The sequence below is a fragment of the Saccharolobus solfataricus genome (assembly GCF_900079115.1).
Lineage (GTDB): Archaea > Thermoproteota > Thermoprotei_A > Sulfolobales > Sulfolobaceae > Saccharolobus > Saccharolobus solfataricus.
Map to the genome: position 1 here is coordinate 565210 of NZ_LT549890.1, position 24092 is coordinate 589301.

The 24092-nt window shown below is 34.2% G+C and carries 32 protein-coding genes; 14 read left to right on the forward strand and 18 right to left on the reverse strand.

What is annotated here, in order from left to right:
* Nucleotides 1-56: 56 nt before the first annotated feature.
* A complete protein-coding gene (locus SSOP1_RS03255; protein WP_009991183.1) occupies nucleotides 57-1031 on the forward strand; it encodes a 3-hydroxyacyl-CoA dehydrogenase family protein in 975 nt (324 codons plus the stop codon).
* A gap of 16 nt (nucleotides 1032-1047) precedes the next feature.
* On the opposite strand, the gene SSOP1_RS03260 is transcribed toward SSOP1_RS03255, so the two are convergent.
* Together SSOP1_RS03260 and SSOP1_RS03265 are read right to left on the reverse strand one after the other, a co-directional pair.
* Nucleotides 1048-1584 carry a cupin domain-containing protein gene (locus SSOP1_RS03260; protein ID WP_009991185.1) on the reverse strand — a complete coding sequence of 179 codons (537 nt, stop codon included), beginning with the start codon at nucleotides 1582-1584 and terminating at the stop codon, nucleotides 1048-1050.
* A gap of 101 nt (nucleotides 1585-1685) precedes the next feature.
* Nucleotides 1686-2237 (reverse strand): VIT1/CCC1 transporter family protein, encoded by a 552-nt coding sequence (locus SSOP1_RS03265; RefSeq protein ID WP_009991186.1) that lies wholly within the window; start codon nucleotides 2235-2237, stop codon nucleotides 1686-1688.
* 49 nt (nucleotides 2238-2286) lie between these two features.
* Here SSOP1_RS03265 and SSOP1_RS03270 point away from each other — a divergent pair, with 49 nt between their 5' ends.
* Both SSOP1_RS03270 and SSOP1_RS03275 read left to right on the forward strand, forming a co-directional pair.
* Complete coding sequence (locus SSOP1_RS03270) at nucleotides 2287-2688, forward strand: hypothetical protein (RefSeq protein ID WP_009991187.1); 402 nt, start codon at nucleotides 2287-2289, stop codon at nucleotides 2686-2688.
* An 86-nt stretch (nucleotides 2689-2774) separates the two neighbouring features.
* Nucleotides 2775-3263 (forward strand): adenosine-specific kinase, encoded by a 489-nt coding sequence (locus tag SSOP1_RS03275; RefSeq protein WP_009991188.1) that lies wholly within the window; start codon nucleotides 2775-2777, stop codon nucleotides 3261-3263.
* On the opposite strand, the gene SSOP1_RS16130 is transcribed toward SSOP1_RS03275, so the two are convergent.
* Nucleotides 3192-3644 (reverse strand): DUF309 domain-containing protein, encoded by a 453-nt coding sequence (locus tag SSOP1_RS16130; RefSeq protein ID WP_009991190.1) that lies wholly within the window; start codon nucleotides 3642-3644, stop codon nucleotides 3192-3194. The genes SSOP1_RS03275 and SSOP1_RS16130 overlap by 72 nt on opposite strands.
* A 61-nt stretch (nucleotides 3645-3705) precedes the next feature.
* Here SSOP1_RS16130 and amrS point away from each other — a divergent pair, with 61 nt between their 5' ends.
* Complete coding sequence (gene amrS / locus SSOP1_RS03280) at nucleotides 3706-4761, forward strand: AmmeMemoRadiSam system radical SAM enzyme (protein WP_009991191.1); 1056 nt, start codon at nucleotides 3706-3708, stop codon at nucleotides 4759-4761.
* Here the strand turns inward: amrS and SSOP1_RS03285 are convergent.
* Complete coding sequence (locus SSOP1_RS03285; protein WP_009991192.1) at nucleotides 4754-5512, reverse strand: enoyl-CoA hydratase/isomerase family protein; 759 nt, start codon at nucleotides 5510-5512, stop codon at nucleotides 4754-4756. The two genes, amrS and SSOP1_RS03285, sit on opposite strands and share 8 nt — an antisense overlap.
* A 72-nt stretch (nucleotides 5513-5584) precedes the next feature.
* Here SSOP1_RS03285 and SSOP1_RS03290 point away from each other — a divergent pair, with 72 nt between their 5' ends.
* Nucleotides 5585-6136: a hypothetical protein gene (locus SSOP1_RS03290; protein ID WP_009991193.1), complete on the forward strand. Its 552-nt coding sequence runs from the start codon at nucleotides 5585-5587 to the stop codon at nucleotides 6134-6136.
* On the opposite strand, the gene cyoE is transcribed toward SSOP1_RS03290, so the two are convergent.
* The 4 genes from cyoE to SSOP1_RS03310 are packed head-to-tail and all read right to left on the reverse strand — an operon-like array spanning nucleotide 6128 to nucleotide 9024.
* The gene (gene cyoE / locus SSOP1_RS03295; RefSeq protein ID WP_009991195.1) at nucleotides 6128-6985 is read right to left on the reverse strand and encodes a heme o synthase; all 858 of its coding nucleotides are present in this window, start codon (nucleotides 6983-6985) and stop codon (nucleotides 6128-6130) included. The two genes, SSOP1_RS03290 and cyoE, sit on opposite strands and share 9 nt — an antisense overlap.
* A gap of 35 nt (nucleotides 6986-7020) precedes the next feature.
* Entirely contained in the window at nucleotides 7021-7965 is a 945-nt protein-coding gene (locus SSOP1_RS03300) for a homoserine dehydrogenase (protein WP_009991197.1), read from the reverse strand.
* The gene (locus SSOP1_RS03305; protein ID WP_009991198.1) at nucleotides 7962-8636 is read right to left on the reverse strand and encodes a B3/B4 domain-containing protein; all 675 of its coding nucleotides are present in this window, start codon (nucleotides 8634-8636) and stop codon (nucleotides 7962-7964) included. Before SSOP1_RS03305 ends, SSOP1_RS03300 begins: the two co-directional genes overlap by 4 nt.
* Nucleotides 8623-9024, reverse strand: a complete 402-nt coding sequence (locus tag SSOP1_RS03310; protein ID WP_009991200.1) for a CopG family ribbon-helix-helix protein — start codon at nucleotides 9022-9024, stop codon at nucleotides 8623-8625. Before SSOP1_RS03310 ends, SSOP1_RS03305 begins: the two co-directional genes overlap by 14 nt.
* 34 nt (nucleotides 9025-9058) lie before the next feature.
* Between SSOP1_RS03310 and tldD the strand changes: the two genes are divergently transcribed.
* Together tldD and SSOP1_RS03320 are read left to right on the forward strand one after the other, a co-directional pair.
* Nucleotides 9059-10390: a zinc metalloprotease TldD gene (gene tldD, locus SSOP1_RS03315; RefSeq protein WP_009991202.1), complete on the forward strand. Its 1332-nt coding sequence runs from the start codon at nucleotides 9059-9061 to the stop codon at nucleotides 10388-10390.
* Nucleotides 10383-11642, forward strand: a complete 1260-nt coding sequence (locus tag SSOP1_RS03320) for a TldD/PmbA family protein (protein WP_009991204.1) — start codon at nucleotides 10383-10385, stop codon at nucleotides 11640-11642. Before tldD ends, SSOP1_RS03320 begins: the two co-directional genes overlap by 8 nt.
* Here SSOP1_RS03320 and SSOP1_RS03325 read toward each other — a convergent pair.
* On the reverse strand, nucleotides 11634-12323 hold the full coding sequence (locus SSOP1_RS03325) for a biotin--[acetyl-CoA-carboxylase] ligase (protein ID WP_009991205.1): 690 nt from the start codon (nucleotides 12321-12323) through the stop codon (nucleotides 11634-11636). The genes SSOP1_RS03320 and SSOP1_RS03325 overlap by 9 nt on opposite strands.
* On the reverse strand, nucleotides 12301-13377 hold the full coding sequence (locus tag SSOP1_RS03330) for an L-threonylcarbamoyladenylate synthase (protein ID WP_009991206.1): 1077 nt from the start codon (nucleotides 13375-13377) through the stop codon (nucleotides 12301-12303). Before SSOP1_RS03330 ends, SSOP1_RS03325 begins: the two co-directional genes overlap by 23 nt.
* A 128-nt stretch (nucleotides 13378-13505) precedes the next feature.
* On the opposite strand from SSOP1_RS03330, the gene SSOP1_RS03335 reads away from it, so the two are divergent.
* Nucleotides 13506-14018, forward strand: a complete 513-nt coding sequence (locus SSOP1_RS03335; RefSeq protein ID WP_009991208.1) for an NADH-quinone oxidoreductase subunit B — start codon at nucleotides 13506-13508, stop codon at nucleotides 14016-14018.
* On the opposite strand, the gene SSOP1_RS03340 is transcribed toward SSOP1_RS03335, so the two are convergent.
* The 4 genes from SSOP1_RS03340 to SSOP1_RS03355 are packed head-to-tail and all read right to left on the reverse strand — an operon-like array spanning nucleotide 13997 to nucleotide 16412.
* Complete coding sequence (locus SSOP1_RS03340; RefSeq protein WP_009991211.1) at nucleotides 13997-15199, reverse strand: glycerate 2-kinase; 1203 nt, start codon at nucleotides 15197-15199, stop codon at nucleotides 13997-13999. The genes SSOP1_RS03335 and SSOP1_RS03340 overlap by 22 nt on opposite strands.
* Nucleotides 15200-15201: 2 nt before the next feature.
* Nucleotides 15202-15540, reverse strand: a complete 339-nt coding sequence (locus SSOP1_RS03345; RefSeq protein WP_009991212.1) for a hypothetical protein — start codon at nucleotides 15538-15540, stop codon at nucleotides 15202-15204.
* A complete protein-coding gene (locus SSOP1_RS03350) occupies nucleotides 15533-16171 on the reverse strand; it encodes a metal-dependent transcriptional regulator (protein WP_009991214.1) in 639 nt (212 codons plus the stop codon). Before SSOP1_RS03350 ends, SSOP1_RS03345 begins: the two co-directional genes overlap by 8 nt.
* Before the next feature lie 4 nt (nucleotides 16172-16175).
* The gene (locus tag SSOP1_RS03355) at nucleotides 16176-16412 is read right to left on the reverse strand and encodes a hypothetical protein (protein ID WP_009991215.1); all 237 of its coding nucleotides are present in this window, start codon (nucleotides 16410-16412) and stop codon (nucleotides 16176-16178) included.
* A gap of 96 nt (nucleotides 16413-16508) precedes the next feature.
* Here SSOP1_RS03355 and SSOP1_RS03360 point away from each other — a divergent pair, with 96 nt between their 5' ends.
* Complete coding sequence (locus tag SSOP1_RS03360) at nucleotides 16509-16928, forward strand: hypothetical protein (protein ID WP_009991216.1); 420 nt, start codon at nucleotides 16509-16511, stop codon at nucleotides 16926-16928.
* On the forward strand, nucleotides 16904-17317 hold the full coding sequence (locus tag SSOP1_RS03365; RefSeq protein ID WP_009991217.1) for a hypothetical protein: 414 nt from the start codon (nucleotides 16904-16906) through the stop codon (nucleotides 17315-17317). The genes SSOP1_RS03360 and SSOP1_RS03365 overlap by 25 nt, the downstream gene beginning before the upstream one ends.
* Here the strand turns inward: SSOP1_RS03365 and SSOP1_RS03370 are convergent.
* Genes SSOP1_RS03370 through mobB form a run of 3 tightly spaced genes read right to left on the reverse strand, consistent with a single transcriptional unit; the run spans nucleotide 17304 to nucleotide 19214 of the window.
* Nucleotides 17304-18002, reverse strand: a complete 699-nt coding sequence (locus SSOP1_RS03370) for a class I SAM-dependent methyltransferase (RefSeq protein WP_009991218.1) — start codon at nucleotides 18000-18002, stop codon at nucleotides 17304-17306. The two genes, SSOP1_RS03365 and SSOP1_RS03370, sit on opposite strands and share 14 nt — an antisense overlap.
* On the reverse strand, nucleotides 17999-18721 hold the full coding sequence (locus SSOP1_RS03375; protein WP_009991219.1) for a CBS domain-containing protein: 723 nt from the start codon (nucleotides 18719-18721) through the stop codon (nucleotides 17999-18001). Before SSOP1_RS03375 ends, SSOP1_RS03370 begins: the two co-directional genes overlap by 4 nt.
* Nucleotides 18705-19214 carry a molybdopterin-guanine dinucleotide biosynthesis protein B gene (mobB, locus tag SSOP1_RS03380; protein ID WP_009991221.1) on the reverse strand — a complete coding sequence of 170 codons (510 nt, stop codon included), beginning with the start codon at nucleotides 19212-19214 and terminating at the stop codon, nucleotides 18705-18707. The genes SSOP1_RS03375 and mobB overlap by 17 nt, the downstream gene beginning before the upstream one ends.
* 33 nt (nucleotides 19215-19247) lie before the next feature.
* Here mobB and SSOP1_RS03385 point away from each other — a divergent pair, with 33 nt between their 5' ends.
* The 4 genes from SSOP1_RS03385 to SSOP1_RS03400 all read left to right on the forward strand — a co-directional run bounded on the left by SSOP1_RS03385 (nucleotide 19248) and on the right by SSOP1_RS03400 (nucleotide 23240).
* The gene (locus tag SSOP1_RS03385; protein ID WP_009991222.1) at nucleotides 19248-20417 is read left to right on the forward strand and encodes a molybdopterin molybdotransferase MoeA; all 1170 of its coding nucleotides are present in this window, start codon (nucleotides 19248-19250) and stop codon (nucleotides 20415-20417) included.
* Entirely contained in the window at nucleotides 20395-20979 is a 585-nt protein-coding gene (locus tag SSOP1_RS03390; RefSeq protein ID WP_009991224.1) for a molybdenum cofactor guanylyltransferase, read from the forward strand. The genes SSOP1_RS03385 and SSOP1_RS03390 overlap by 23 nt, the downstream gene beginning before the upstream one ends.
* A gap of 387 nt (nucleotides 20980-21366) precedes the next feature.
* Nucleotides 21367-22035, forward strand: a complete 669-nt coding sequence (locus tag SSOP1_RS03395) for a diphthine--ammonia ligase (RefSeq protein ID WP_009991226.1) — start codon at nucleotides 21367-21369, stop codon at nucleotides 22033-22035.
* Nucleotides 22005-23240, forward strand: coding sequence for an amidohydrolase (locus SSOP1_RS03400; protein WP_009991227.1), 1236 nt, complete (start codon nucleotides 22005-22007; stop codon nucleotides 23238-23240). Before SSOP1_RS03395 ends, SSOP1_RS03400 begins: the two co-directional genes overlap by 31 nt.
* On the opposite strand, the gene SSOP1_RS03405 is transcribed toward SSOP1_RS03400, so the two are convergent.
* On the reverse strand, nucleotides 23208-24092 hold the full coding sequence (locus SSOP1_RS03405) for a glycosyltransferase family 2 protein (RefSeq protein ID WP_009991228.1): 885 nt from the start codon (nucleotides 24090-24092) through the stop codon (nucleotides 23208-23210). The genes SSOP1_RS03400 and SSOP1_RS03405 overlap by 33 nt on opposite strands.

The window sequence follows — 24092 nt, forward strand, 5'->3', positions numbered from 1 at the left end:
TATATCCGCACTTTTAACTCTATCCATTAATAGAAATTTACTTATACTTCTTAAACATGTTTATACATATGAAATCAATTAATAAGGTAGCCGTAATAGGAGCCGGGGTAATAGGCGTAGGGTGGACCACTCTTTTACTAGCGAAAGGTTATAAAGTAAATTTGTATACGGAAAAGAAAGAAACCTTAGAAAAAGCTTTAGCAAAAGTATCAGCTTATTTAGTTAATCTGAAAAATCTTGGAATGATAAATGAAGAACCAGAATCCTACATAACAAATCTAACTGGAATCACGAAAATTGATGACGCAATCCATAATGTGGATTTTGTAATAGAAGCTATAATTGAGGATTATACTGCTAAGAAGAATTTATTCAAACTACTTGATACTCAATTGCCTCAAGACATAATAATTGCGAGTAGCACTTCTGGTTTATTAATGACTGAAATCCAAAAAGCTATGATAAGACATCCAGAAAGAGGAGTAATTGCTCATCCGTGGAATCCCCCACATCTATTGCCTTTAGTTGAAATAGTACCGGGCGAGAAAACGTCAAAGGAGACAGTAGATTTGACTAGAGAATTTATGGAAAAGTTAGATAGGGTAGTAGTGCTACTGAGGAAGGAAGTCCCCGGGTTTATAGGAAATAGATTGGCCTTCGCTTTATTTAGAGAAGCGGTGAATTTAGTTGATGAAGGAGTAGCCACAGTTGAAGATATAGATAAAGTAATGACAGCTGCCATAGGTCTAAGATGGGCATTTATGGGGCCATTCTTAACTTATCATTTAGGTGGAGGTGAAGGAGGAATCGAATACTTCTTTAGTAAAGGATTCGGATATGGTGCAAATGAATGGATGCACACTTTGGCAAAGTGGGACAAATTCCCATATACTGCGGTCAAAAAGGTATTGGAGCAAATGAAAGAATACGAATTTATAAAAGGAAAGAGCTTTCAAGATCTATCTAGATGGAGAGACGAGAAGCTAGTAACAATTTATAAGGCAGTATATAAGGAAAAATGTAATTCATAATATTACCAATTTTAACTTACTCTCTAAATTCTAAGATTCCTAAACTCTCAAGTAAACCAGAATCCGTTACATCAAATAGAATACAATCATCGTCTCCAGTATTTACATGGTAATGAATTTCATTTGCGGGCACTACGAAAACATCACCTGCCTTCCACTCTATCTTCTCCTTTCCGATAACCGAGTATCCTCGACCCCTAAAAACAAGATATATTGACGCCATATTATGAGAATGGGGTTTAGTCGCAATTCCAGGTTTAATTAACTGGAACCCTGCCATCATCGTAGGCGTTAGTCCCCTATTTCTGCAAGTTGAAGGGGAGAAGAACATTATTTTCGCTACACCATTCTGTATCTTCCCAGACTCTGCAATTCTCTCTAATAGAGGCAACACTTTCTCAAATTTTATTAATTTTGGTTTAACCTTCTCAGGGGGATTAGTGTACTCCATAAAAGTTACTACTTTTAGATCATCTTGTTCAATTTGTTTCACTAATTCTTCTACTTCTCCTTTTAATACATCTTGTTTGTCAACTCTTTTTAAAACTTCCATATGATGATTATGTTTAAACTGCTTAAAAAGATGACTATTATAAAATAGACATTATAAAATAATTATAAGATTTGAATGGAAGCGAGAGATAGAAATGTGTTTTATTTTATAACTAGCAGTGTAATTAAAGCAGTAATAATTCCCGCTACTATTAGCTGAACCATTGTGCTAATCTTAGCTTTAATTCCCTCACCATAAAGCAACCCTAAAACTGCTAAACTTGATATCCCTACACCTAAGGATAGCATAGTACTATGAGAATATTCATATGCGTAAAGTACTAGCAAGCCTAAGAATGGAGAAATGCCATGGGCAATAGCAGCTAAGGCTGCAGCTATCCTTGCACTATAGTCATATATAGTACCTTTTAGACTCTTTAGAACTTGCTTTTCTATTTTCTCTAATTCAGTTTTTTTCTCCCCCAGCTCTACTACTAGCGCATTCCATGTGGATGAAATTGCAGTAGCTATTATCCCACTATATATCGATAAGGAAATACTGGTTAGGCCAATATGTGAGATCACGCCTGCCAACAAAATCGATAAGGTCAATAAAATACCATCGAATGCACCTAACACTATATAGCGTCTAATCGAAGATTTTAATTCATATTTTACCACGTATTTTAACGCTTCATATAACTTATTTGCCACATTCCAAATTAGGATTGAACTTTTATATTAGATTAATGCAGTGCTTTTGATGAATAGACAGATTCTCTTAGCGTTAGCACTACTAGTAATAGTAGTAATGGCCATAGGAGTTTACGAGGGAAATAAATATAGAACAGAAATTAGTACAGTAGCGTTAGGTAGTCAGCAGACAGATGGAATGTATATGTTGAAGGTTAACGTGATAATGAATTATGGACCATTTGGTGGAAAGTCTCCTCTATCCAATGCGGTGATTTGGGTCTATAAATATAATGGAACTACATATTCATTCTATACTTATAATTTCACTAACTCACAAGGGATAGCATCTTTTAATTTACCAGCAGGACAGTATAAGATCTTGGTAACACAGTTACGTTTAACCTATATAGTTAACTTAAATCAAAACGAAGAAGTTATAATTAACTATGCCTATTTAAACAGTGGATGAGGATTACGGGAGTACAACTGAGGAGAATGATGTAGTGGTCCTTCACTGATAAAAATTTATTTTAATTCCCTTCTTTTATATTATTGATGAGCATAAAAATAGATGTTGTAAGAATAGATATACCAGAAGGAACTAATGTAATTATAGGGCAGTCTCATTTTATTAAGACAGTTGAAGACTTGTATGAGACCTTATCGTCAAGTAGCCCGAATCTAAAGTTCGGCATAGCATTCAACGAAGCTAGCAGTAAAAGACTTATAAGGTATGATGGAAACGATCAAGAGCTGATTAAGCTTGCAATTGAGAACGCAAAGAAAATAGGCGCAGGCCACGTTTTTGTGATCTACCTAAAGAACGGTTATCCAATTAATGTCTTGAATAGAATAAAAAACGTAGAGGAAGTTGTTAGAATATTCGTAGCTACAGCTAACCCATTACAAGTTATAGTAGCTGAAACAGATCAAGGAAGAGGTGTAATTGGTGTAGTAGATGGGTACGCCCCATTAGGTGTTGAGTCCGAGGCTGATATACAAGAGAGGAAGGAGTTCTTGAGGAAGATCGGATATAAGAGATAAGGCTTTTTCCATCAACATATCAGAAACCTCAATTTCCCCTTTTAGATACTTAATTAAAGAGGCACAGAGCAAAATTATTGCTTGCAAAAATTTTTTGTCGTCCTTATTTTTTACCTCTCTCCATTTTTCCTCTATAATCTCATGACATTCCCAAAATCTCATTTCATAAAATAACGGTTTAAATGTACCACTGATCTCGGTAACCATAAATAATGGTTCGCCAATTAAGGATATAACCTTTCTAGGATCGTCCATTATATCTACTTCAACATATTTCCCTATCCTAACGTCTATTACATTGATGTTTTTACTCCTTAGAAATTTCTTTAGATCATCGTTAAATATTCCCTTCTTATAGAATAATAAAACCCTACCCAACATTTACATTACACTCTATCTAATACAAAATATTTTTTACCCTTTAAGAGAAATAGCATAACATATGACTAAAGAAGCAGTACTGTATAAAAAAGAGGATGGTAGAATTCGTTGTTTGGCTTGTGCTAGAAAATGTCTAATAGGAGAGGGACAAGTAGGGTTTTGTGGTGTGAGATCAGTTAGAAATGGAAAACTATACCTTGATGTTTATGGGAAAATAGCAGCTGCTCATATAGACCCTATTGAGAAGAAACCTCTAGTACACTTTAACCCAGGTTCAAAGGTTTTCTCATTTTCAACATATGGATGTAATTGGATGTGTATGTATTGTCAAAATTATGATATAAGCCAAAGGCGTAAAGCTGAGGGAGTAGAACTATCACCAGAAGAGATTGTTGAACTGGCAATGGGGTACGATGTGGATGGAATGACATATACTTATAATGAACCGGCAATATTCTCTGAATTTGCACATGACGTTGGTATTGTAGCAAAAAGGTATGGCCTATTTAATACTATGGTATCAAATGGGTATTGGACGCCAAATCTCGTGGACTATGTAAAGGACTTTCTGGATGCTGTTACAATAGACTTTAAGGGAAATGGGGAACAGAAGTTTTTAAGAAGATATACTGGCGCTACATCTGCGGAGCCCATTATCGAGACTGCGAGTGAGTTATCGAAAAAAGGGATTCATGTGGAAATTACAGACTTAATAATACCGCAAATAGGCGATGATCTACAAGCAGCAAAACAACTTTTAACTAAACTGTACGATCAACTAGGCGCAGATATACCGATTCATTTCTTAAGATTTCACCCTGATTATAAATTAAATTATATACCGTGGACTCCAGTTGAGACACTGGAGAGGCATTATAAATTAGCAAAGGAACTAGGTTTCAAATTTGTTTATGTAGGAAATGTCCCTGGACATCCTTATGAGAATACATATTGCCCAAACTGCGGTAATTTAGTAATAAGAAGATATAGCTTCGATATTTTGGAATGGCACCTCACTGAGGATATGAGGTGTAAGTTCTGTGGATATAAGTTACCTATAAGAGGAAAGTTATCTAGACACGCATTCAAGGAAAGATTCGAGCCAGTATTTATTTAGACCTCCTTGAAAGGAACTCATTAACTCTTTTCTTCTCTTCCTCCGTTGCAAATGCGATACCCCATCCTAAACTTTCTAACGTTAAACCACTCAGTATTGGAGCGTCGTTACCATAATTTACTACAGTCTTTATTAATCTTATAGCTATTTGTGGCTTTTCGGCAAGTTTCAAAGCCAATTCCCTTACCTCTTTTTCAAGAGATGAAGGTTCTACAACTCTATTTACAAGGCCTATTCTCTCCGCATAATCGGCTTTTATTATATCACCTAACATGATAATTTCCATCGCTCTCCCTTTTCCAATTAGCCTAACCAATCTCTGAGTACCGCCGAATCCGGGATAAATTCCCAAATTAATTTCTGGTAATCCTAGTTCTGCAATTTGGGAAGCAATTCTAAGGTCACAACTCAATGCTAGCTCTAAACCTCCACCTAGCGCATATCCATTTATCATGGCTATGGTAGGCTTAGGATACCTTTCAATATAATCCATTAGTTCTCTTCCCTTTATAGCAAATTCCCAAGCTTTAACTGGGTCTAAATCTTTAAACTGAGAAATATCAGCTCCAGCTGAAAAGGCCTTTCCAGAACCCGTAAATATAACAACCTTAATTTTATCATTGTCTACAATTTGCCTTAAAATATCTCCAATTTCCCTTATCATAATCGAGTTAATTGAATTTAATTTGTCTGGTCTATTTAATACTATCCATTCTATTGGGGGTTCTTCTTTTGTAACTATTGTCTCCATTGATAGAAACCCTCAAAGAATATGATGCACCGCAATATTTATCTTTTTAAGCTTTAAGTAGTAATAGTACATGTGACTAGGAGAGATATAATAATATCAATAATATCAGCACTGCCACCGATAATAGGAACTACTATTACATCGTTTATTATGAGTAGAAGATATGGAGATCTAAAAGAAGTAATTAAGTATGTAATAATAGGCTTACCAGTTACCTTAGCTATTACCTATTACTTGATTCTAAACATATTTCCAAAATACGTAGATTACTTAATAGCAATTCCCGCGCTTTTACCATTACCAATCTCATTTCTCTTAACTAGAAATAACATTTCAATCAACTATAGTGAAGACTATATTGAGATAAAGTTTAAAATACCAATTAATATGACCTCCCATGATCCACATGAATTGTTTAATTATGTATTTAATAAGGCATTAGGTAAAATTAGAAACCCTTATTACCATTATAAATTGTCTGCAGCTGCAAACTGCTCTGGACTAAAGGTATCTTATCAAAATGAGGATAAGTTAGTAATAAGAAGAAAATGCGGAGATATAGATATTAGAATTATAATCTCCTCTAAGAAAATAGCTGATATGGTAATAGATATCTCATATTAATTTAATTATTATTATACTTAAAAGTATTAACATTAGGTAAATATTTGAAAATATGAAGGATTTCATTGCTTCTTCCTTGGTTGGATTAAGTATTAACCTATAAGAAAGAAACAATAATAATGCACTTAAAACAGAAAACACTATAAGCGCTATAAGGCTAATGTAGTATCCCATCAAAAGTACAATAGGAATCATTAAGGCATTAGAAGTTGCTATTGCCCTTGCAGAAGTAGTTATACCGACCACAGCAGGTAACATTGGATAATGAGCGTTAATGTAATCCTCTCTATATTTTAGTGCCAACGACCAGAAATGGCCTGGAGTCCACATAAATATTAGAAAACCTAAAAGAAATGCTTCTAAAGTTAAAGAATTAGTTAAAGACGTATAACCAGCCCAAGCTGCAGCACTACCAGCAAATCCACCTATTACTATGTTTAGCCATGTCCTAGGTTTCAATAGGATCGTATATACGAATACATATATTATTACCCCTAGTGCTATAAAGAAAGCAGTTAAAGCGTTATCTATAAAACCTAATGCTGTACCTAAAACTGCTAGAAGTGAGCCCACTACTATAACTTCTTTCCTACTGACATAGCCAACTACTGTAGGTCTATTTGATGTTCTAGACATTACTTTGTCTCTATTTATTTCTATTCCACTATTAATTATCATTGCACCCATTGACGCTAATGTACCTCCAATAAGCATAGGAATGATTGGTAAAAGTGAAATGCCGTGTTTGTACGCCAGAAAAGCCCCAGCAATTGCTGCCAAATCAAGAAGACTTACCACACCAAGTTTACCTAATTTTAAATAAGCCTTTATTTTCTGCTGTAAGCTCATCAAGTTACAATTGTATTATAAGAATAAAAAAATTGTCATAAACATCCTTCCAATAATAACACTAAATCTGAAAGGGCACCGTATGCAGCATTTATCGGACCTGCACCTGGACCTCTAATGATAATCCTCTGTATTTCATTTTGAATTTCTAGTGCATTTTCAACTCCATCTATATAGTATAAGGGATCTTGAGGCCCTATAATTTGAGGAGAAACTTGAACTACATAGTTATCTGCATAGGCTATTAGTTTTATTTTCTTACCTTCGCTTTTAGCCCTTCTAATCTCCTCATTAGTAATCTCAGTTATTCCCTTGAATTTGAAATCACCTAATTTTAGACTTCTGTTCATAATAAAGTTGGATAAAATTGTCAGTTTTGCTGCTGCATCGAATCCATTAAGATCTAAAGTTGGGTCTTCCTCTGCATAGCCTTTCTCTTTTGCCTCTTTCAAAGCTTCATTAAAACTTAATCCTTCATAAATTCTGGTTAAAATGTAATTTGTAGTACCATTAAGAATTCCCCTAATCCTAGAGACTTCAGCCACTGGTTGAATCCTAAAAAGATTAATAGAAGGAGTACCACTCATTACAGTTCCTTGAAATCCAATTTTGGCACCAGTTTTCTCAGCAACTTCAAATATCTCTCTAAACTTTAGGGCTAGCGGTGCTTTATTGACTGTTATTACGTGAATTTTTCTTGATAATGCCTTTATATAAGCACTAACAGATGGCTCACCGTCTTTATAATTAGGTACTGACATATCGACTATTACATCAGGGTTTATATAATCAATCGCCTCTAAGACAGTCAATTGCTTATCTGGAGAAAAATTCTCCTTATCTCCGACCATTAGTCCTTGCCTAGTTATTATTCCTGCAATCTCAACACCTTGCAATATTGGATAGTTATCTTTCTTTTCATGTAATAGCCTTCTAAATGCCTTTCCAACATTACCATATCCAATTAAAAGTAACTTCATCTAATCACCATAGTATTATATTCTCTCTTTCCATTACACACTTTTTCTAATAAATCTGCTACACGATCTACTGCATACTTGACCAGATTTTCATCAATATTAGGGACTCCAGCTCCAATTATAACAACGTTTTTAACGTTTAAGGTTATACTAGTCAAGACTGAATCTCTATGAGGATATATGTGAAGAACCTTACCTTCATCATCAACTAGTATTGGTATTCCCTTGTCTAGTTTTTCCTTTTTTTTACCTAACCCTAAAAACTCTTCATTACCCTTAGACATGACCAAATGCAAATCACCTACGATCTTATCCCTATCATATAAACCTATGGGAACTAAAGTTTCGGCACTCACTATGTTTCCTATGTCAACAACTATATTAATTCTAGGAAGTTTATTCCCTCTAGCTAATCTCCTTCTAAGAGCCTCACCACTAGGCCTAGTTTTAGTTGGATCTATCCCTATCCTCCAATAGAAGTCCCTATAAGCCCTAACTACTGGGTCATTTCTTAAGGACTCTACATCTTGAGAAGCATACTTTTCTTCAAGATTTCTAATTATATCATCCAACGTATCTAGAGGTCTTTTAGCGTCTACATTACTCACTTCAGTCATTGCTACAAAAACCCCTAGCCTTCTAACATCCTCAGAAATACTAAGTCTTTTCATAAGGAAAAGATATTAATAGCCTGGCTTTAAGGATTCCCCTAATTTGGCCTAATTTATTGTTTAACTCAACAAGCTTCCTTTTCTCTCCCTTTACAGCTATGGCCTCTATACATATCTTTTCACTAACGTGTAAGTGCAATGTAGAAATTATACTATCGTTATATTCATGCTGAATTTCAGTTAACGCTTCAGATGCTTCCTCATGATCATATACCAGATTTATAATACCATAGATGATCTCATTGCCGTCCCTATTCTCATCTAGATAATTCCTCAAAGCTATCTGAAAGATCTTGGATCTATCGGGTATACCTTTTCGTATAATGAAATCCTCTAGTTCCCTATAAAGTTCTTTTGGCAAAGATATACTTATCTTTTCAGCGCTCATTGATATTATATACTCAAGAGAGTATTAAAGTAATATGTTTAAATACATTAAAAAAGCTGAAGAGCTAGGAGCCAGTTTTGCCGATATTAGATACGAAAGAGTAATAGCAAATGAAGTAACCATTACAGAGGATAGAAAATACGTAAGTCACGGAGTAGATGAAGGTTATTCGATTAGAGTAATTTATAATAGAAATTGGGGATTTAAAGCAACTGATAAGATTACTGAAAACGAGATAGAGGATACCATAAATCACATATATGGTGACGAAAGAGTTAACATCGTATATTTGCCTTCAAAACATGATACTATAAAAATTGGTAAGGATATTAACAAAAATGAAGAGGAAAAAATCAACGATTTGCACAAAGTCGCGAGCCAAGTTAATACCCTTCATCCTAGTATAAAATCATATTCCATAAAATATTATGATGAAATTTTTCATAAGGAATATTATAGTTCAGAGGATAGAGAAATAATAGCTGATGGGAGCTCCTCTAGTTTATCTATTTTAGTTGTTGCAAGGGAAGGAGATGTAACTGTTGAGGTGTCAGAGATATTAAGCACTCAAATGGGTTATATATTTGACGTTTTTGATATAAATCAAGTATTAGCTAATCTTCAGAAGAGAATCATAAATCAATTAAAGGGAAGTACACCTAAAGCTGGTGAGTATCCAGTAATTTTAGCTCCAGAGGTAGTAGGGATTTTTACACATGAGGCTATAGGGCATTTGAGTGAGGCTGATGTAACATTAAACGGATCGCTATATAAATTAAGGAACAAGAGAATAGGAGATGAGTTCTTAAACATCTCTGACCTTCCCGCTATGGATCATCCTCAGTCTAGTCTCGTATATTATGACGATGAAGGAGTTGAGGGAAGAGAGGTAAAAATTATCGAGAATGGTATTCTAAAAGAGTTTATGACTGATAGATACTATTCAGCATATCTGGGGCAACCTCCTACTGGAAACGCTAGGGCACAAAGCTATAGAAACTTCTCATTAATCAGAATGAGAAACACTTACATGAAGCCTGGGGACGCTAGTTTAAATGAATTATTTGAAGGAATAAAGGAAGGATATTATTTGGTTTCACCTATAGGTGGTGAAACGAGTAGTAATGGTACGTTTCAGTTTGCAATTCAAGAAGGTTATAGAGTAGAAAACAGCGAGATAAAAGAACCATTAAGAAATATTGGGATTTCTGGCAATACAATAAGTACTCTAAACGCGATTGAGATGATTTCTAAGGATTTTGGAATGTCTTCAGGCTTTTGTGAAAAGAATGGGCAAACAGTTCAAGTTAGTAATGGAGGTCCACATATTAAAGTGAAAAAGCTTAAGGTGGGAGGCTATGTATGAAAGACTAATCTCAAGAGCTAAAGCTATGGGGATCTCGTTAGAAATTTTTTCTGTTAAAATGAGAGAATATACTATAGCTAAAGATAAGTTCTACGTTCCAATTATTGTGGAAGAGACAGGCTATGGGATAAGGCTAATTGATGAGAAATATAGGATCGGTTATATATACACTAAAAAACTTAACGATAACGTGTTAGAAGAAGCCTTAAAAATAGCCAAATTGGGAGAATCGGATAAGGCTAATATATTGCCATCGAAACAACCAGTAAAAAGAATTAATGAGAATCAAATAAATGAGGATGTAGTACAAGATACAATTAAAGATCTAATAGAATTAGAGGAAAAGGTAAATCTTACTTCGGCTTCAGCATCTGCAATAAACTATGAGGTTTCTATATTCAATACTGAAGGAGTTGAGGTGAGTGAAAAACGAGGAGTACTTTCAGTACAAGCTTCAGCTAATGATGGCAATAATTCCCCAGAAATTTATGAATATCTAATAAAAAGAGATTCAAAGATATCGCTTGAAAAATTAAAAGCGTCAATAATTGAGAAGGTAAAAATAATGAAGAAAAAAGAGAGAATAGATCCCAAAGGATATGATGTAACTTTTACACAAAAGGCATTAGACTCGTTATTTTCATCATTATTCCCATCGCTGTTTTCTGCTAGAAACTTCTATAAGGAAACTAGTCCATTTAAGTTAGGAGAACTAGTAAATGAGAATCTAGAAATAATTGATGATCCTTTGAACCAATCATTACCTTTTAGTAGATCTTTTGACGATGAGGGAAATCCATCAAGAGTGAGTAAAGTTATAGAAAGTGGTTTAGTGAAGAGACCATTAACTAACACTTACTGGGCTACAAGAATGTCTGTCGAAAATACCAGTTCAGCATCGAGAAATCTAGATTGGGTAGTTCCTTCATATTTCATACCGCCTCATGTAGATTTTTCAAACATAATTTTTGACTATAAAAACACTGAATCTAATATTGAGGAAAATAGCGTAATTGTGGATCAGCTAGAAGGGATAGATACTGCAGATTTAAGTTCAGGTAACTTCAGCCTTGTAGCAAATGTAAGTTGGCTAAATAGAAAAGATGAGAAAATAGGACTAGAAGAACTGCTAATTACTGGAAATCTTAAGCAGTTGCTCAAAAATATTGTGAGTACTTCCAAAAATATTGAGAACTATGGAAAAGTAGTCAGTGGAAAATTAAAGGTAAGAGGTCTTTCATTATTAATGTGAAACTTCAACCCTATAAATCTCTTCAACCTCATATATTCCACATTCTGTCACTAGCCTTCCCATATAATCTACGAATAGTGCCTTACATCTCTTTTCCCAATTTTCTCCTTTTAGCGTTACTTCTCTATCCTTTATTGAGAGATACTGATTCACTATGTCAATAATTTTTCTATTATCTAACTTTAAGTGCTCCTCTATTTTGCCTATCACCTCATCTATATTGAGTTCTACTTCCTTACCTATCTCTAAATATAATGATGTAGCGTTTAGATCACTAGGGAATTCTTTGATGAGAATATCTATACCAGCACCTATAAAGAGATCCGCTAACTTAATGTCCTCTTCATAAGTCTTAGCTTCAATCAAAATCCCTGCAATTTTCTTATCATTAACCACTATATCATTAGGCCATCTTATCTTTGCATCTACAAACTTTCTTAAAACATCTAGAACTGCAACGGCAACTTTTAGGCTAGATAACTGAATCTCTTCTGTTTTAAAGTTCTTTTTTACATAAGTAAACCAAAGTCCACCTTTGGGAGAATACCAACTTCTCCCTAATCTTCCCCTAGCTTTAGTTTGCTCCTCTGCGATTACCAGAAAATCTTCAAACAACATATTGCTAATTGCTTCTGCGAAATCTTGTGTAGATGTAACCTTATTGAGTCTTATTACCAACATACTTCCACACATCTTCTATATTATAAATTGAAGAGAAACCGGATGCCTTTCTTGTCCTATTCATTATTGCCAATCCTATTCCTTTCTCACTAATACTATGAATAACTCCAATATCTACATTAGATTTATCTAACTTCCTAAAGCTATCAAATAAGTTTCTAGATATCTCATAGAGGTTATTTTCACTTCCGAGCTCTATTATTTCAATTTTTTCTCCTCGAAATTGCTTACAAACTTCACTCGCGCACAAAAGCGCTATCCTACAACTTCTCTTTTGCAATTCGTTGATGACGCCACGTAGTACACTTCTGTTTTCAACTACTAGCAACCTTTTTGTAGGAGCATAATGCTTATATTTCATGCCAGGTGCTAATGCAACGTCAAACTCCGCTGTACCTTTAGCTTGTTCTGGAACAACGACCTTTCCAAATAACCTTTCTAATTCTTCCACACTAAATGGACCAGGCCTTAAAAGTACTGGAGGGTCAACTGTAACGTTTATAACTGTTGATTCGACGCCAAAAAACGTTTCTCCAGAATCCAATATTACATCTACTTTTCCATATATGTCATCAATTACATGTTCTACCCTAGTAGGGCTAGGTTTTGTTGCCAAATTCGCACTTGGCGCTGCTATTGGAACGCCACTTTCATTTATTAAAGCCAATGCAACTGGATGAGCTGGCATTCTTACTGCTACAGTTTCTAGCCCTCCGGTGGTCTCTTTAGGAACTTTCTCTGTTTTCTTTAAGACAAATGTTAATGGTCCGGGCCACACTATATTCACTAAATTGATTATTTTTTTGGGTATATCTTTAGCTACTTCATAAAGCTGATCTATATTTGATATATGAACTATAAGAGGATTGTCCATTGGTCTATTTTTAGCGATGAATATCTTTTTCACCGCTTCTGGATCTAGAGCGTTTGCGCCTAATCCATAAACAGTTTCTGTAGGAAAGACTACAGTACCGCCGGCTTTTATTACATTAGCAGCCTTTTTTATCTTATCTAATTCTGGATATAATGGATCGACCTTAAGTACTTCAGTCATTATTTTTAACTTTAAAGATTAACAAGAAAATATACTTGTCGATGATGAGTCAAGAAAAATGATTTGATGATTTTTGAGGTGATCTCTGAATAAAGTTATTTAAAGGAGTAGGAAAAGAGTGTATAGGAATGACAGAACAGACTATTTTAATGGGTAATTTAAATGAAGTAGCTAAAAAGGCGGCTCAATGGCTAATTAATAGGAAACCCATCAAATCGATAATTGATTGGGGAATTTCATTTTCTTTATGGCCACCTCACTTTACTACATCTTGTTGTGGTACGGAATTTGGAGCTTTCGCAGCTGCAAGATTTGATGCAGAGAGATATGGGATGTTGCCATTCTCCTCTGCTAGACAATCAAATATACTTATACTGGAAGGTACGCTAAGTAGAAAAATGGGTAGAGCAGCGAGAATTGTTTATGACCAGATGCCAGAACCAAAATACGTTATCGCCCTTGGAGCGTGTATACTCGAAGGAGGAATCTTTTGGAATTCTTATAATACCGTGCTTCCCTCAGATATTGGAATACCAGTTGATTTATACGTTCCGGGATGCCCAATAAGGCCAGAGGCTGTAGCTAGAGCAGTATTAATGTTACAGAAGAAGATAAGAACTCAAGGAGCCCTTAAGACATAAATGTTATTTACATTAGTGTGAGTATATCCTGTTTTTATAACAGCTTTATGGCTTTCTAGCAATCCATAGCTATTATGAGTCTCCAATGCATTATTTATCTCATCCTCTCTTATTTCCATGTCAGAACTGACCTTACAACCAGCATATTCTGAGTTACCGTCGATCCCATCAGTAGCGAAACCTAAAAGTTCAAATCTATTTCTTTTTTTAGCATATTTAAGGAAAGATAAACATACCTCTCCATTCCTTCCACCTTTCCCTGCCTTTCCTTGAATTGTAACTTCAGGCTCTCCACCAACCAATAAATAGTAAGGTCTCCTAAAAGGTATATTGTAGCTCTCTGATGAATTATAAATCGAGGCGATAATAGCTCCAACATCTCTCGCCTCTCCTCTGATTTCAGAAGTAAGAATGAAAGAGTTCACCAGAGTATTCGCAAGCTTCCTAAGCACCTCCATGTTATCTAAAATTATGTAATTTTTTACGATTCTAGAGAAACTCTTAGGAGTCTCTGTTAAATACTTAGAGTATTTCTCCAACCCTATAGCTTTTAAAATTTCTAACGCATCATCATTACTAGAATTATCAATACTAGTAAGACCACTCCCAATACTACTAATGTCATTACCTGGGACATCACTAACAATAAATGATACTATAGGGATTTTATCTTTTACATATTCAAGTATTTTACCACCTTTTACCTTAGATAGATGTTTCCTTACTATATTTATTTTATTAATCCCCAATCCAGAGGTTACGAGCACCTTGTTAATTATTTTTAACTCATCTAAGGGTATTTCAGAATACTCAACTAGTGCAGATGCACCCCCAGAAATTGCAAATATTACTAAATCGTAGTCTTCATTAGCTAGTAACTCTATCATCCTTTTCCCAGCCTTTATGCTGTTCTCGTCTGGCAAAGGGTGGCCAGCTTCTATAACATCATTTTCTTTTCCGTTAGTACCCTTTGGTGTCACTATTAATTTAGCCTTTAGCTCCATCCTCTCTCTGAAGAATCTCGCCATAGGTAGAGAGGCTTTCCCTATTGAAATTAGTATAGGTTTTTTAAATGGAATCTTTTCGTTGTTAAATAGAAGAATATTATTATATACCCTAACTTTCTCTTGTAAAGCCTTATAGGGATCTGTATACTCTAATATCTTATCAACAATATCCATAATTATCCATTCTCTTTTCTATATTCCTTATATAATAAGGATGCTACTTTTCTTCCCTCTTTACTTAGGTCATAATAAATTCCGTTGGGCTTATGATCTAGTTCTCTAGCTTTAACTTTTAACCACGGCTTTATAGATGACGTTACAGATTTTTTTAGTGAACCTTTAAATCTAATCAAATATCCCAGTTCTTCTAGTTTTTTACAAGCTTCTTCTATTTGAGCCATATCGTATTTTGCTATCCATCCGCTTTCTCCTAAAAGTCTCCTCGCCATGTACCAAGGATTATCAGGACCGTATTTGTAAATATGAATTAAGATTTTTTTCATCAATTCATCCAATTACTAGCACCTGGTCGCCAATTACTTTGCTAACTTCCTCTATTTCCTCCCCTATCTTAATTTTTATATCAGTGCCATTATTTTCTATAACTTCAAGTACTACCCCGGGTTTTAATCCTAGCCGTGTAGCCTCTCTCAAAATCCATTCTTCCTCTCTTACTATCATTACAACCTTATACTTACCAGCAATATTTATTTCAGATAGTTTCTTTCCACTCACTTTTATCCTATTTCCTATTGGATGTCCATGAGGACAAGTTGTGGGATAACCAAGTAATCTATCTATTCTCTCCAATATATCATCTGGCCAAATGTGTTCTAGCCTGTGTGCTAACTCGTGAGCTCTTATCCAGTCAACCCCAACTATGTCCGTTAATAAACGTTCACTAAGTCTATGAGACTTAATTAGTCTTTCCGCAATTCTCTTTCCCTCTTCAGTTAACTTTATTTTTCTATCATTAGTTCTCTCTACCAATCCTAATTTTTCCAATTTGTTTAACGCTTTACTTATTGTTCCTGGTGAAATGTTAAAAATAGAAATTAATTCTGACACTTTAGCACTACCCTTAATTTCCTCTATCTCATACATCTCTTTTAAGTAATTTTCTAAAGGTTCCGAAAGTTCAACCATATGTTTATATTGTGACTCTTGTTTTTATACTCTCAACAAGGTTTGATGCTCTTTCATCCTTAGCGAAAACTTCTATTAATGCGTTTACCGTTTTTCCGCTTATACCTTCCTTTTGTAGAGTTAACTTTATTTTATAAATGGCTTCATCAACTGCTGCAGATATATGATCGTGTAATTTAGTTTCTATCTCAAAACCATATACCTTAGCTATTGCATAAAACTTCTGTAGCTCAGACCCCATTTCACTATAACTTTATCCTCAAATCAAAAATAAATCTTAGGTTCTAACTACGAACAACCAAAATATTAATATAAAAATTTATCAATATAATTAACTGTGTACAAGGTCATTTTTAGAATTAAAGGAGGATATGGAACATCATTTAGAGAATTAAGACAAGCTGGCTTCACTCCAATTTATTTTAGAAGAGATAAAGGTGAGGAATACTATGTAACTATATTTACGGGTAAAGATTTGAGTGAGGTAAAGGAGGCAATTCTAGACTTATCTTACTATTTGTCTAAATGGGGGAAATATGGTGATCATAACTTCGCAACAATATATGAAGTAAAGAATCAAAATTTAGGCAAGGTAGCCGGAGGTGCACTAGGTGCACTTGCAGGATATTATCTTGGCGGATTGGCTGGACTAGTCATAGGTGCACTTGGGGGAATATTTTTAGGTGAGTTAGTAGATATTGAAATGGGAGAAAAATTAGTTGGTGTTTTGGGATGGCCCATGTCAATAAGCAGATAAGAAAGAGGCTTGTAAGCATATCACTAGGGATATTATTATTAACGACTTCGATATTTTTACTCATAAAGACTGGAATAAATAGCGAACAATTACAGTCAGCATTATTTTTTGGAATAAGTCCCATTCTATTCTATATGTTGGGAATCATATTCGGACTAGAAAGGATAGTATTTGGGGTAACCGGGAGTGAAAAATTATTTAGATTATTAGCAGGTGATGGTGAGCTCTATTATACCGCTCTCCTAGGAGTATTTTTCATATTCATAATTTCCGGAGTACTAATTCTAGCATACACACCATTAATAGCTGGAATTATTGAAAAAGTATTAGAGCTCATCAATGGATTAAGTTTCTTTGCTCTTTCGGCGACATTGTTTATGAGATCTTAATACAATTTATTACCTCCCAAGGTCCTAATTCCTTCCTTTCAACTACTTTTAATGAATTCTCTTGAAGTAAATTAATATAGTAATCATAGTGCCTTAAATTAACTTTCCACCATCTTGACAGTGTTTTACCTATTATCGAATTTACGTTGGCTAAAACTGCGATACTACATTTACCATTAGATTTAAGTACTCTAGACATTTCTCTTATAGCAAAAGATGGATTAGATAACATATGTAAAACTAGTGTAGAAGAAATTCCGTCGGCGATTCCAGACTTGAGAGGTAGATTATTAGCATCAGCCCTTACTGCTATCACCCTAGTCCTCTTTCTTTTCATATACATTAAAAACCGTAAAGATACATCAATACCAATACAAGTCTTACAATTCAGAAAATCAAAAATCTTACCTGTACCAGTTCCTACATCGATTATTAAATCGCCATCTATAAACTCACCAATTTCTCTGAGAAAGGATGTATAAGTTTTACCAGAAGTGATCAGCAATCCTAACGGAGCCCATATACTTTCGTAAATAGGAATTACTCTTGATAATAATTTATCGACCTCGACGTCTTTCAATAGGAAATCATAAATTTGGCCTCCAATTATACCAAATTTGTGACCTTTTTCACACTCTAACTTCTCATTTACATCACTTCTATCAATAGGGCAAGAGAATATCACAATATATAACTAAAAATCAACTTTATTAAATCTCTGTTAGTAAGAATTTTAACTTTGTTCTTAACTCTAGTTTTAACTATTAGACTACCAACATTCCTCCCTATCATTAAATTTATCGCATAACTTAACTCACTATTATCGTCTGCAGTAACTAAATTTACATTCATAATTTTTTCAACTATTGTATTTCCAGTTACTGAGTCATAAGAATAAGCTATATCTCTTGCACTAACTATGCCTAATGCAATCCCATTAACAATTGGTAAGTGTCTGATATTGTTTTTAAGCATAGTTTCAATACAAGTTGAGATCTTCGTAAAGGGCTGTACTACAATCGCATCTTTACTGATACCTTCTACACTTCCCTTTACCGAACTCCAGTTAAAAGATCTTACAACATCCTTTTCAGTTATAATATATTTTCCTCTATATAGTACAAAGTCTGAGCTCTCACCAATCATCGTTCCTACTATACTTTTAATGTAGTTGTCCTCGACATATACTGGCCTTCTTAACTTTAACTCGTTTAGCCTTACTTCTAATCTATTTTCCAAAATTTGCCTAATAGCGTTCTCTATTGTAAAAACTCCTATTATATTGCTGGAATTACTTACTACTAATCTTCTCACGTTATTTCTCCTCATGAAGAATAAAGCGTCCGTTACATACGCATTAGGATCCAACGATATAATTTCAGCTCCATTAATCTGAACTGACATTTTTAACTCCTAATACTTTCATCAAATTATAAAGGGTTAGTAATAAAGCGTTATCTGATGTTACCTCTACTTTCACATTATCCAATATTAAGGCTCTATTCGTCTTTTGACACTCTTTTTTTATATCGTTTATAACTTGTTTACTTATGGCTTCAACTTCATTTACGTTATTGATAATGTATTTCTTACCTATATCCACATTCGAAAAACCCTCTACAAGGATAACATCTACTGGGAGAAGTGTAATTAAGGTAAGGGAGGATACAGAAGGCATAAACAGAACTGACTCTTCTTCGCCCTCTTGAAATAGAATTAGATCAGATCCAGAGTTTCTATATCTATAAGTATCCTTTCCTGCTAAGTCCAACTTGTGATGAGAATGCTTAACCACTGCAACCTTTAAGTTGTCCTTCTTAATCTCTCTTAATACGCTCTCAATAACACTTGTCTTTCCCGTATCTTTTTTACCTATAATATGAAATATGCATGCCATATCATATATTAATGTGGGGTAAAATATTAAATTGTGGCACTAATTCCAGTTGAAGAGGCTAGAAAAATAATAAGCAATACTAATTTTGAGGTAAAGAGAAGAGAAAAGTACGTTGAAATCTTTCAAGCACTAGGTAAAATAGCAGTAGAAGATATACTTGCAGTAAAAAGTATGCCCGAAAGATCATTATCAGCAATGGATGGATATGCAATCAAATATGATGACTATCTAAAATATGGAAAGTTAAGAGTCGTAGGAAAACTATATCCAAGCACGTCAAATATTCCAGAATTAAAAGAAGGAGAAACCTATTACGTAACCACCGGTTCACCTTTACCACTATATGCTGATAGTGTAGTACCAGTTGAAAATTCTAGACTTGAGGGAGAGTATGTTATATTTAAAGGAGAGGTAAAAAAGGGTAAGAACATAAGGGAAGAGGGAGAAGACATTAACATAGGACAGATAATAATACAAAAAGGTACTGAAATAACTCCCTATTATTTAGGAATTCTAATACAACAAAAAATCTTTCATGTTAAGGTTTCAGATTTAAAGTTTACAGTTTTTGCTAATGGAGACGAAATAACTAGCTTTGAAAATCCACAGAAAAATAAGATTATAGATTCCATCTCACCGATACTGATCAAAATTCTCGAGAAATTCGGTAGTGTGAAATATATGGGAGTTGCGAAGGACGATTTAAATGATGTAACGGAAAAAATTGAAAAATCATTAGAAATTTCGGATGTAATAATATCTGTAGGAGGATCATCGGTTGGCGAAAAAGATTACGTAAAAAAGGCCGTAAATAAACTGGGAGAGGTGCTATTCGATGGCGTATCCGTAAATACAATTAAGAGAGGTAGTGTGGGCAGAATTCAAGGAAAACCAATATTGATATTACCAGGACAAGTAGTATCTGCTATAACTGCGTTTCATGAATTTGGTCTTTCAGTATTGTCTAATATATTAGGTACTAATCTAAAGAAGTTTATAAAAAGTACTCTTGTAGAGGACATCTATGTTAATCACTCTATGGATTCAGTATACCTATTTAATGTTAAGGGGAACTCAGCATTTCCGCTTAGATGGGGCGTAGGTTTGTACAGCGAATTAGCTAAAGCTAATGGATTTGCAATTCTCAAGAGAGGTTTAACTTATAAGAAAGGGGAAGAAGTTGAGTTACAACAACTCATATGATGTTATAATACTAGCTGGGGGACTATCGAAAAGATTTGGAGCTGATAAATGTTGCTTCGAGGTAAATTCAAAGACAATGTTGGATAGGTTACTAGAGCAATTTGACAATCCCATTGTGGTATCAAGATCGCCTAGGAGAATAAAAAAGGGAATTTTAGTTATAGAGAAGGGTGAATATGAAGGACCAGTTAAAGGTGTTAGAGAAGGATTAAAATATGTAAGGAGAGATAGAGTTTTTATCACTGGATGCGACTTTCCGTTCCTCATTAAAAATTTAGTAGATTATGTATGTAGCAAACCATATGACATCGTAATTCCATTTGATCATAGACCACAGCCACTGTTAGCTTGTTATTCCACAGAACTGCTTAATAAAAACATTGATAAAATTAATGGACTTGTAGAGCTGATTGAACTCTCTAGCTCAGTATATTTTATCGGTACTGAAGAACTATTAAAGATAGATCCTTTTCTTTATAGTTTGATTAATATCAATAGTATAATAGATCTAATTTATCGTCCAATTAGAATAAAAACGAAATCAAATTTTATTCTTAGATAAGTGAAAATACATTCTTGATATAGAGACCAAGGTTTTACAATAAAAAGTTCATTAGCAAAACATATTCTCTTTTTAAAGAAGAATAAAAAATTTCTAAAGTAATACGGTAATATATTTAAAGATTTATGGTACTATACTTTGCCATAATGAATTAAGATCATGATTGGCGTAACTTTTTTTCGATAATATTCTACTAAGATTTCATAAGGAATGCTTATTAGGTATTTCATTGTGAATTTCTATCAGATACAAAATGGCCAAGAAGAAGAAGGAGCAAGGTGGGCAACAACAACAGAGTGGCGGAGAGCAGAAAAAGAAATAACGGGCATCAAACCTATATTATAGTAAAGTATTAAAGTTAATCCCTTTTTTACCTCCTTATATCCTATGAAAATTTGTGTGTTATACTCCGGAGGGAAGGATAGTACTTACGCGTTGCATTGGGCAGTTTTCAAAGGATTTGAGGTTGTCTGCCTAATAACGCTAATACCGAAAAGAGAAGATTCTTGGATGTTCCAATATCCTAACGTGATTTATACTAAATATCAGGCTGAAGCCATGGATTTTAAGTTAATTACCTTCGGGACTTCAGGAGAGAAAGATAAGGAACTAGAAGATCTCAAAAAGGCGTTATTACAAGCTAAAAATGAAGGTGCTGATGGAATAGTTAGCGGAGCGTTACTTTCCGATTATCAAAGATTAAACATAAGCATAATAGCCGAAGAATTAGGACTAAAGACATATACTCCGCTTTGGAGAAAAAGCCAAGAAGAATATATGCGATGGTTAGTAAAAGAAGGATTTAAGTTCATAATAACATCAGCCTCCGCCTATGGTTTTCCATTCGATCTAGTAGGTAAGGAAATCACTACAGAGGATGTGGAGAAAATTATTGAGAGAGCAAGAAGATATGGGTTCAATCCTGCATTTGAGGGTGGAGAAGCTGAAACTTTTGTAACTTACGCTCCACTTTTCAAAACACAATTAAGGGTAAATGGTAAATTAAAAAGAATAAGTGAGTACGAATGCAGATACGAAATAACGGATATACATTAAAAAATTGCAGATTTATTGTAAACTATGATAAAATATTGGAAAACGTGAACATAGTAATACAAAATGGATATATAAAAAATGTAGGAAGGGAAGTTGAGGGAGATGAGGTAGATTGCTCAGAATACATTGCAATACCAGGGCTAGTTAACGCACATACACATACTCCAATGATAATATTGCGTGGATATTATGACGATGCCGAATTAACAGAATGGCTAAAAAAGATATGGGAATTTGAAAAAGTTTTCAAGCTAAATGAGATGAACATAGCCTCAGAGTTGGCTATAATGGAAATGTTATCAAAAGGTACAACAGCTTTCATAGACATGTACTTTAATCCTGAAGGAGTAAAAGAAATTGCAGAAAAGTATGGAATAAGGGCCTATGCTGGTTATACGTTTCTAAACAGTTTATTCGAGCCTCATGAGATAGATAAGAAACAAAGACAGCTTAAAACAAGTGAACTGTTTAAACCAATTGTGAACGTACATAGCATTTATTCAACATCTATAGAAACATTAAAATTGGCTAAACAAATTGCAGAGGAAACAGACACATGGATTCACATCCATGTATCTGAGACCAGAAGCGAGATTTATGAGATAAAGAAAAAATATGGCAAGTTCCCAGTAGAGTTATTGAATGAGCTAGGAATCGTAAAAAATGCTCAGTTAGTCCATTTAGGATGGATAGCTAATTGGGAATTACGATATGTGAACCAAGCAACTCATTGTCCTACATCGAATATGAAACTTGCTACCGCAGGTTTCTTTCCATTTAAAGAATTGATGGAAAATGGAGTAAACATAACCATAGGTACAGATGGAGCAGCGAGTAATAACTCGTTAGATATGTTTAGAGAGATGAAAAATGCAGTATTGCTCCAAAGACATTCGTATTGGGATGTTGGAGTAAAGGCATTTCATGCATTTAGGGCAGCAACAGAAAATGGATACAAACTTATTAATTTAAAAGGAGGAAGAATAGAAGAAGGTTACATTGCTGATATAGTATTATTAAAGAAGGACAAATTATATCCGCTAAGGAAGGATAGGATTCTATCAAACATTGTTTATTATACCGTAGGTGAATATGTAGGTAAGGTTATAGTAAATGGAAGAATAGTTTACGACGAAAAAGTAGAAAGGGAATTTGATAAGAGAAGAAGAGAATTACTTAAGCTTTTGGATGAGATTATATCCTAGACCGTATGGGAATGAAATAGCCAAAGATAGACCGGGTATTAAATTCAATAAATATTTCTTTGGACCTTTATAATAATAGACACCATAACCTATGAGTGGTAGATAGAGGAAAGTTAAGGGATGGAAAATAACTGATAAAATTGCTAATATATAGTAACTACCATAATATGAATAGCCCGTCAAAAAGGTAAAATCTGTAAGACCGTCGAACATAAGCATAATGTCGTATTTACTCCTCCAAAGATTTCTTCTAGCTTCAGCGACTGAAGAAGATAAATTAAGCCTTGCGTGAACCTTATTAAGATGCAAACATCTGCCCTCGGCGGGTTCTACTTTATATCCAGTTTTTTTTAATTTAGCGTAAAGCCAAACATCCTCATCTCTTTCATATCGTTCATCAAAGTAACCAATCCTCTTAATTACCTCTAGATTAAGCCCTGCGCATCCTAGATTAGGATTATTTTCGGATATAGATAATGGTTTTTCAATTTCCTCTTCTGAATAAGCATAATGAATCCAAGTATATGCAACTCCTCTTTCCAGTTTATTTATAATATTATTAGAATAATTCTTAGGTATAACAACATCACTATCTAGCATGATCACATATTTATCACTGGCTAACGAAAGCATCTTATTACGTAATCTAGCCATGTTAACCTTTGTCATTCTCTTATCCTTAATATAAACTAATTTATCTTTCAATTCTTGAAAAAAGTTGTAGATATCTGCTCTCTCACTATTATCATAAATTATCACTTTATCAACTGATTGTAATAATGCGGAATTTACACTTCTTTTAACCCATTCAAGCTTATCATTAGGACCCACTGGTATTATAATCTCAACCAT

Coding starts and splice junctions, on each gene's coding strand:
- SSOP1_RS03255 (WP_009991183.1), top strand. CDS start 57: ATGTTTATACATATGAAATCAATTAATAAGGTAGCCGTAATAGGAGCC.
- SSOP1_RS03260 (WP_009991185.1), bottom strand. CDS start 1,584: ATGGAAGTTTTAAAAAGAGTTGACAAACAAGATGTATTAAAAGGAGAA.
- SSOP1_RS03270 (WP_009991187.1), top strand. CDS start 2,287: ATGAATAGACAGATTCTCTTAGCGTTAGCACTACTAGTAATAGTAGTA.
- SSOP1_RS03275 (WP_009991188.1), top strand. CDS start 2,775: ATGAGCATAAAAATAGATGTTGTAAGAATAGATATACCAGAAGGAACT.
- SSOP1_RS16130 (WP_009991190.1), bottom strand. CDS start 3,644: ATGTTGGGTAGGGTTTTATTATTCTATAAGAAGGGAATATTTAACGAT.
- amrS (WP_009991191.1), top strand. CDS start 3,706: ATGACTAAAGAAGCAGTACTGTATAAAAAAGAGGATGGTAGAATTCGT.
- SSOP1_RS03285 (WP_009991192.1), bottom strand. CDS start 5,512: ATGGAGACAATAGTTACAAAAGAAGAACCCCCAATAGAATGGATAGTA.
- cyoE (WP_009991195.1), bottom strand. CDS start 6,985: ATGAGCTTACAGCAGAAAATAAAGGCTTATTTAAAATTAGGTAAACTT.
- SSOP1_RS03300 (WP_009991197.1), bottom strand. CDS start 7,965: ATGAAGTTACTTTTAATTGGATATGGTAATGTTGGAAAGGCATTTAGA.
- SSOP1_RS03305 (WP_009991198.1), bottom strand. CDS start 8,636: ATGAAAAGACTTAGTATTTCTGAGGATGTTAGAAGGCTAGGGGTTTTT.
- SSOP1_RS03310 (WP_009991200.1), bottom strand. CDS start 9,024: ATGAGCGCTGAAAAGATAAGTATATCTTTGCCAAAAGAACTTTATAGG.
- tldD (WP_009991202.1), top strand. CDS start 9,059: ATGTTTAAATACATTAAAAAAGCTGAAGAGCTAGGAGCCAGTTTTGCC.
- SSOP1_RS03320 (WP_009991204.1), top strand. CDS start 10,383: ATGTATGAAAGACTAATCTCAAGAGCTAAAGCTATGGGGATCTCGTTA.
- SSOP1_RS03325 (WP_009991205.1), bottom strand. CDS start 12,323: ATGTTGGTAATAAGACTCAATAAGGTTACATCTACACAAGATTTCGCA.
- SSOP1_RS03330 (WP_009991206.1), bottom strand. CDS start 13,377: ATGACTGAAGTACTTAAGGTCGATCCATTATATCCAGAATTAGATAAG.
- SSOP1_RS03335 (WP_009991208.1), top strand. CDS start 13,506: ATGACAGAACAGACTATTTTAATGGGTAATTTAAATGAAGTAGCTAAA.
- SSOP1_RS03340 (WP_009991211.1), bottom strand. CDS start 15,199: ATGGATATTGTTGATAAGATATTAGAGTATACAGATCCCTATAAGGCT.
- SSOP1_RS03350 (WP_009991214.1), bottom strand. CDS start 16,171: ATGGTTGAACTTTCGGAACCTTTAGAAAATTACTTAAAAGAGATGTAT.
- SSOP1_RS03355 (WP_009991215.1), bottom strand. CDS start 16,412: ATGGGGTCTGAGCTACAGAAGTTTTATGCAATAGCTAAGGTATATGGT.
- SSOP1_RS03365 (WP_009991217.1), top strand. CDS start 16,904: ATGGCCCATGTCAATAAGCAGATAAGAAAGAGGCTTGTAAGCATATCA.
- SSOP1_RS03375 (WP_009991219.1), bottom strand. CDS start 18,721: ATGTCAGTTCAGATTAATGGAGCTGAAATTATATCGTTGGATCCTAAT.
- mobB (WP_009991221.1), bottom strand. CDS start 19,214: ATGGCATGCATATTTCATATTATAGGTAAAAAAGATACGGGAAAGACA.
- SSOP1_RS03395 (WP_009991226.1), top strand. CDS start 21,367: ATGAAAATTTGTGTGTTATACTCCGGAGGGAAGGATAGTACTTACGCG.
- SSOP1_RS03400 (WP_009991227.1), top strand. CDS start 22,005: ATGCAGATACGAAATAACGGATATACATTAAAAAATTGCAGATTTATT.
- SSOP1_RS03405 (WP_009991228.1), bottom strand. CDS start 24,092: ATGGTTGAGATTATAATACCAGTGGGTCCTAATGATAAGCTTGAATGG.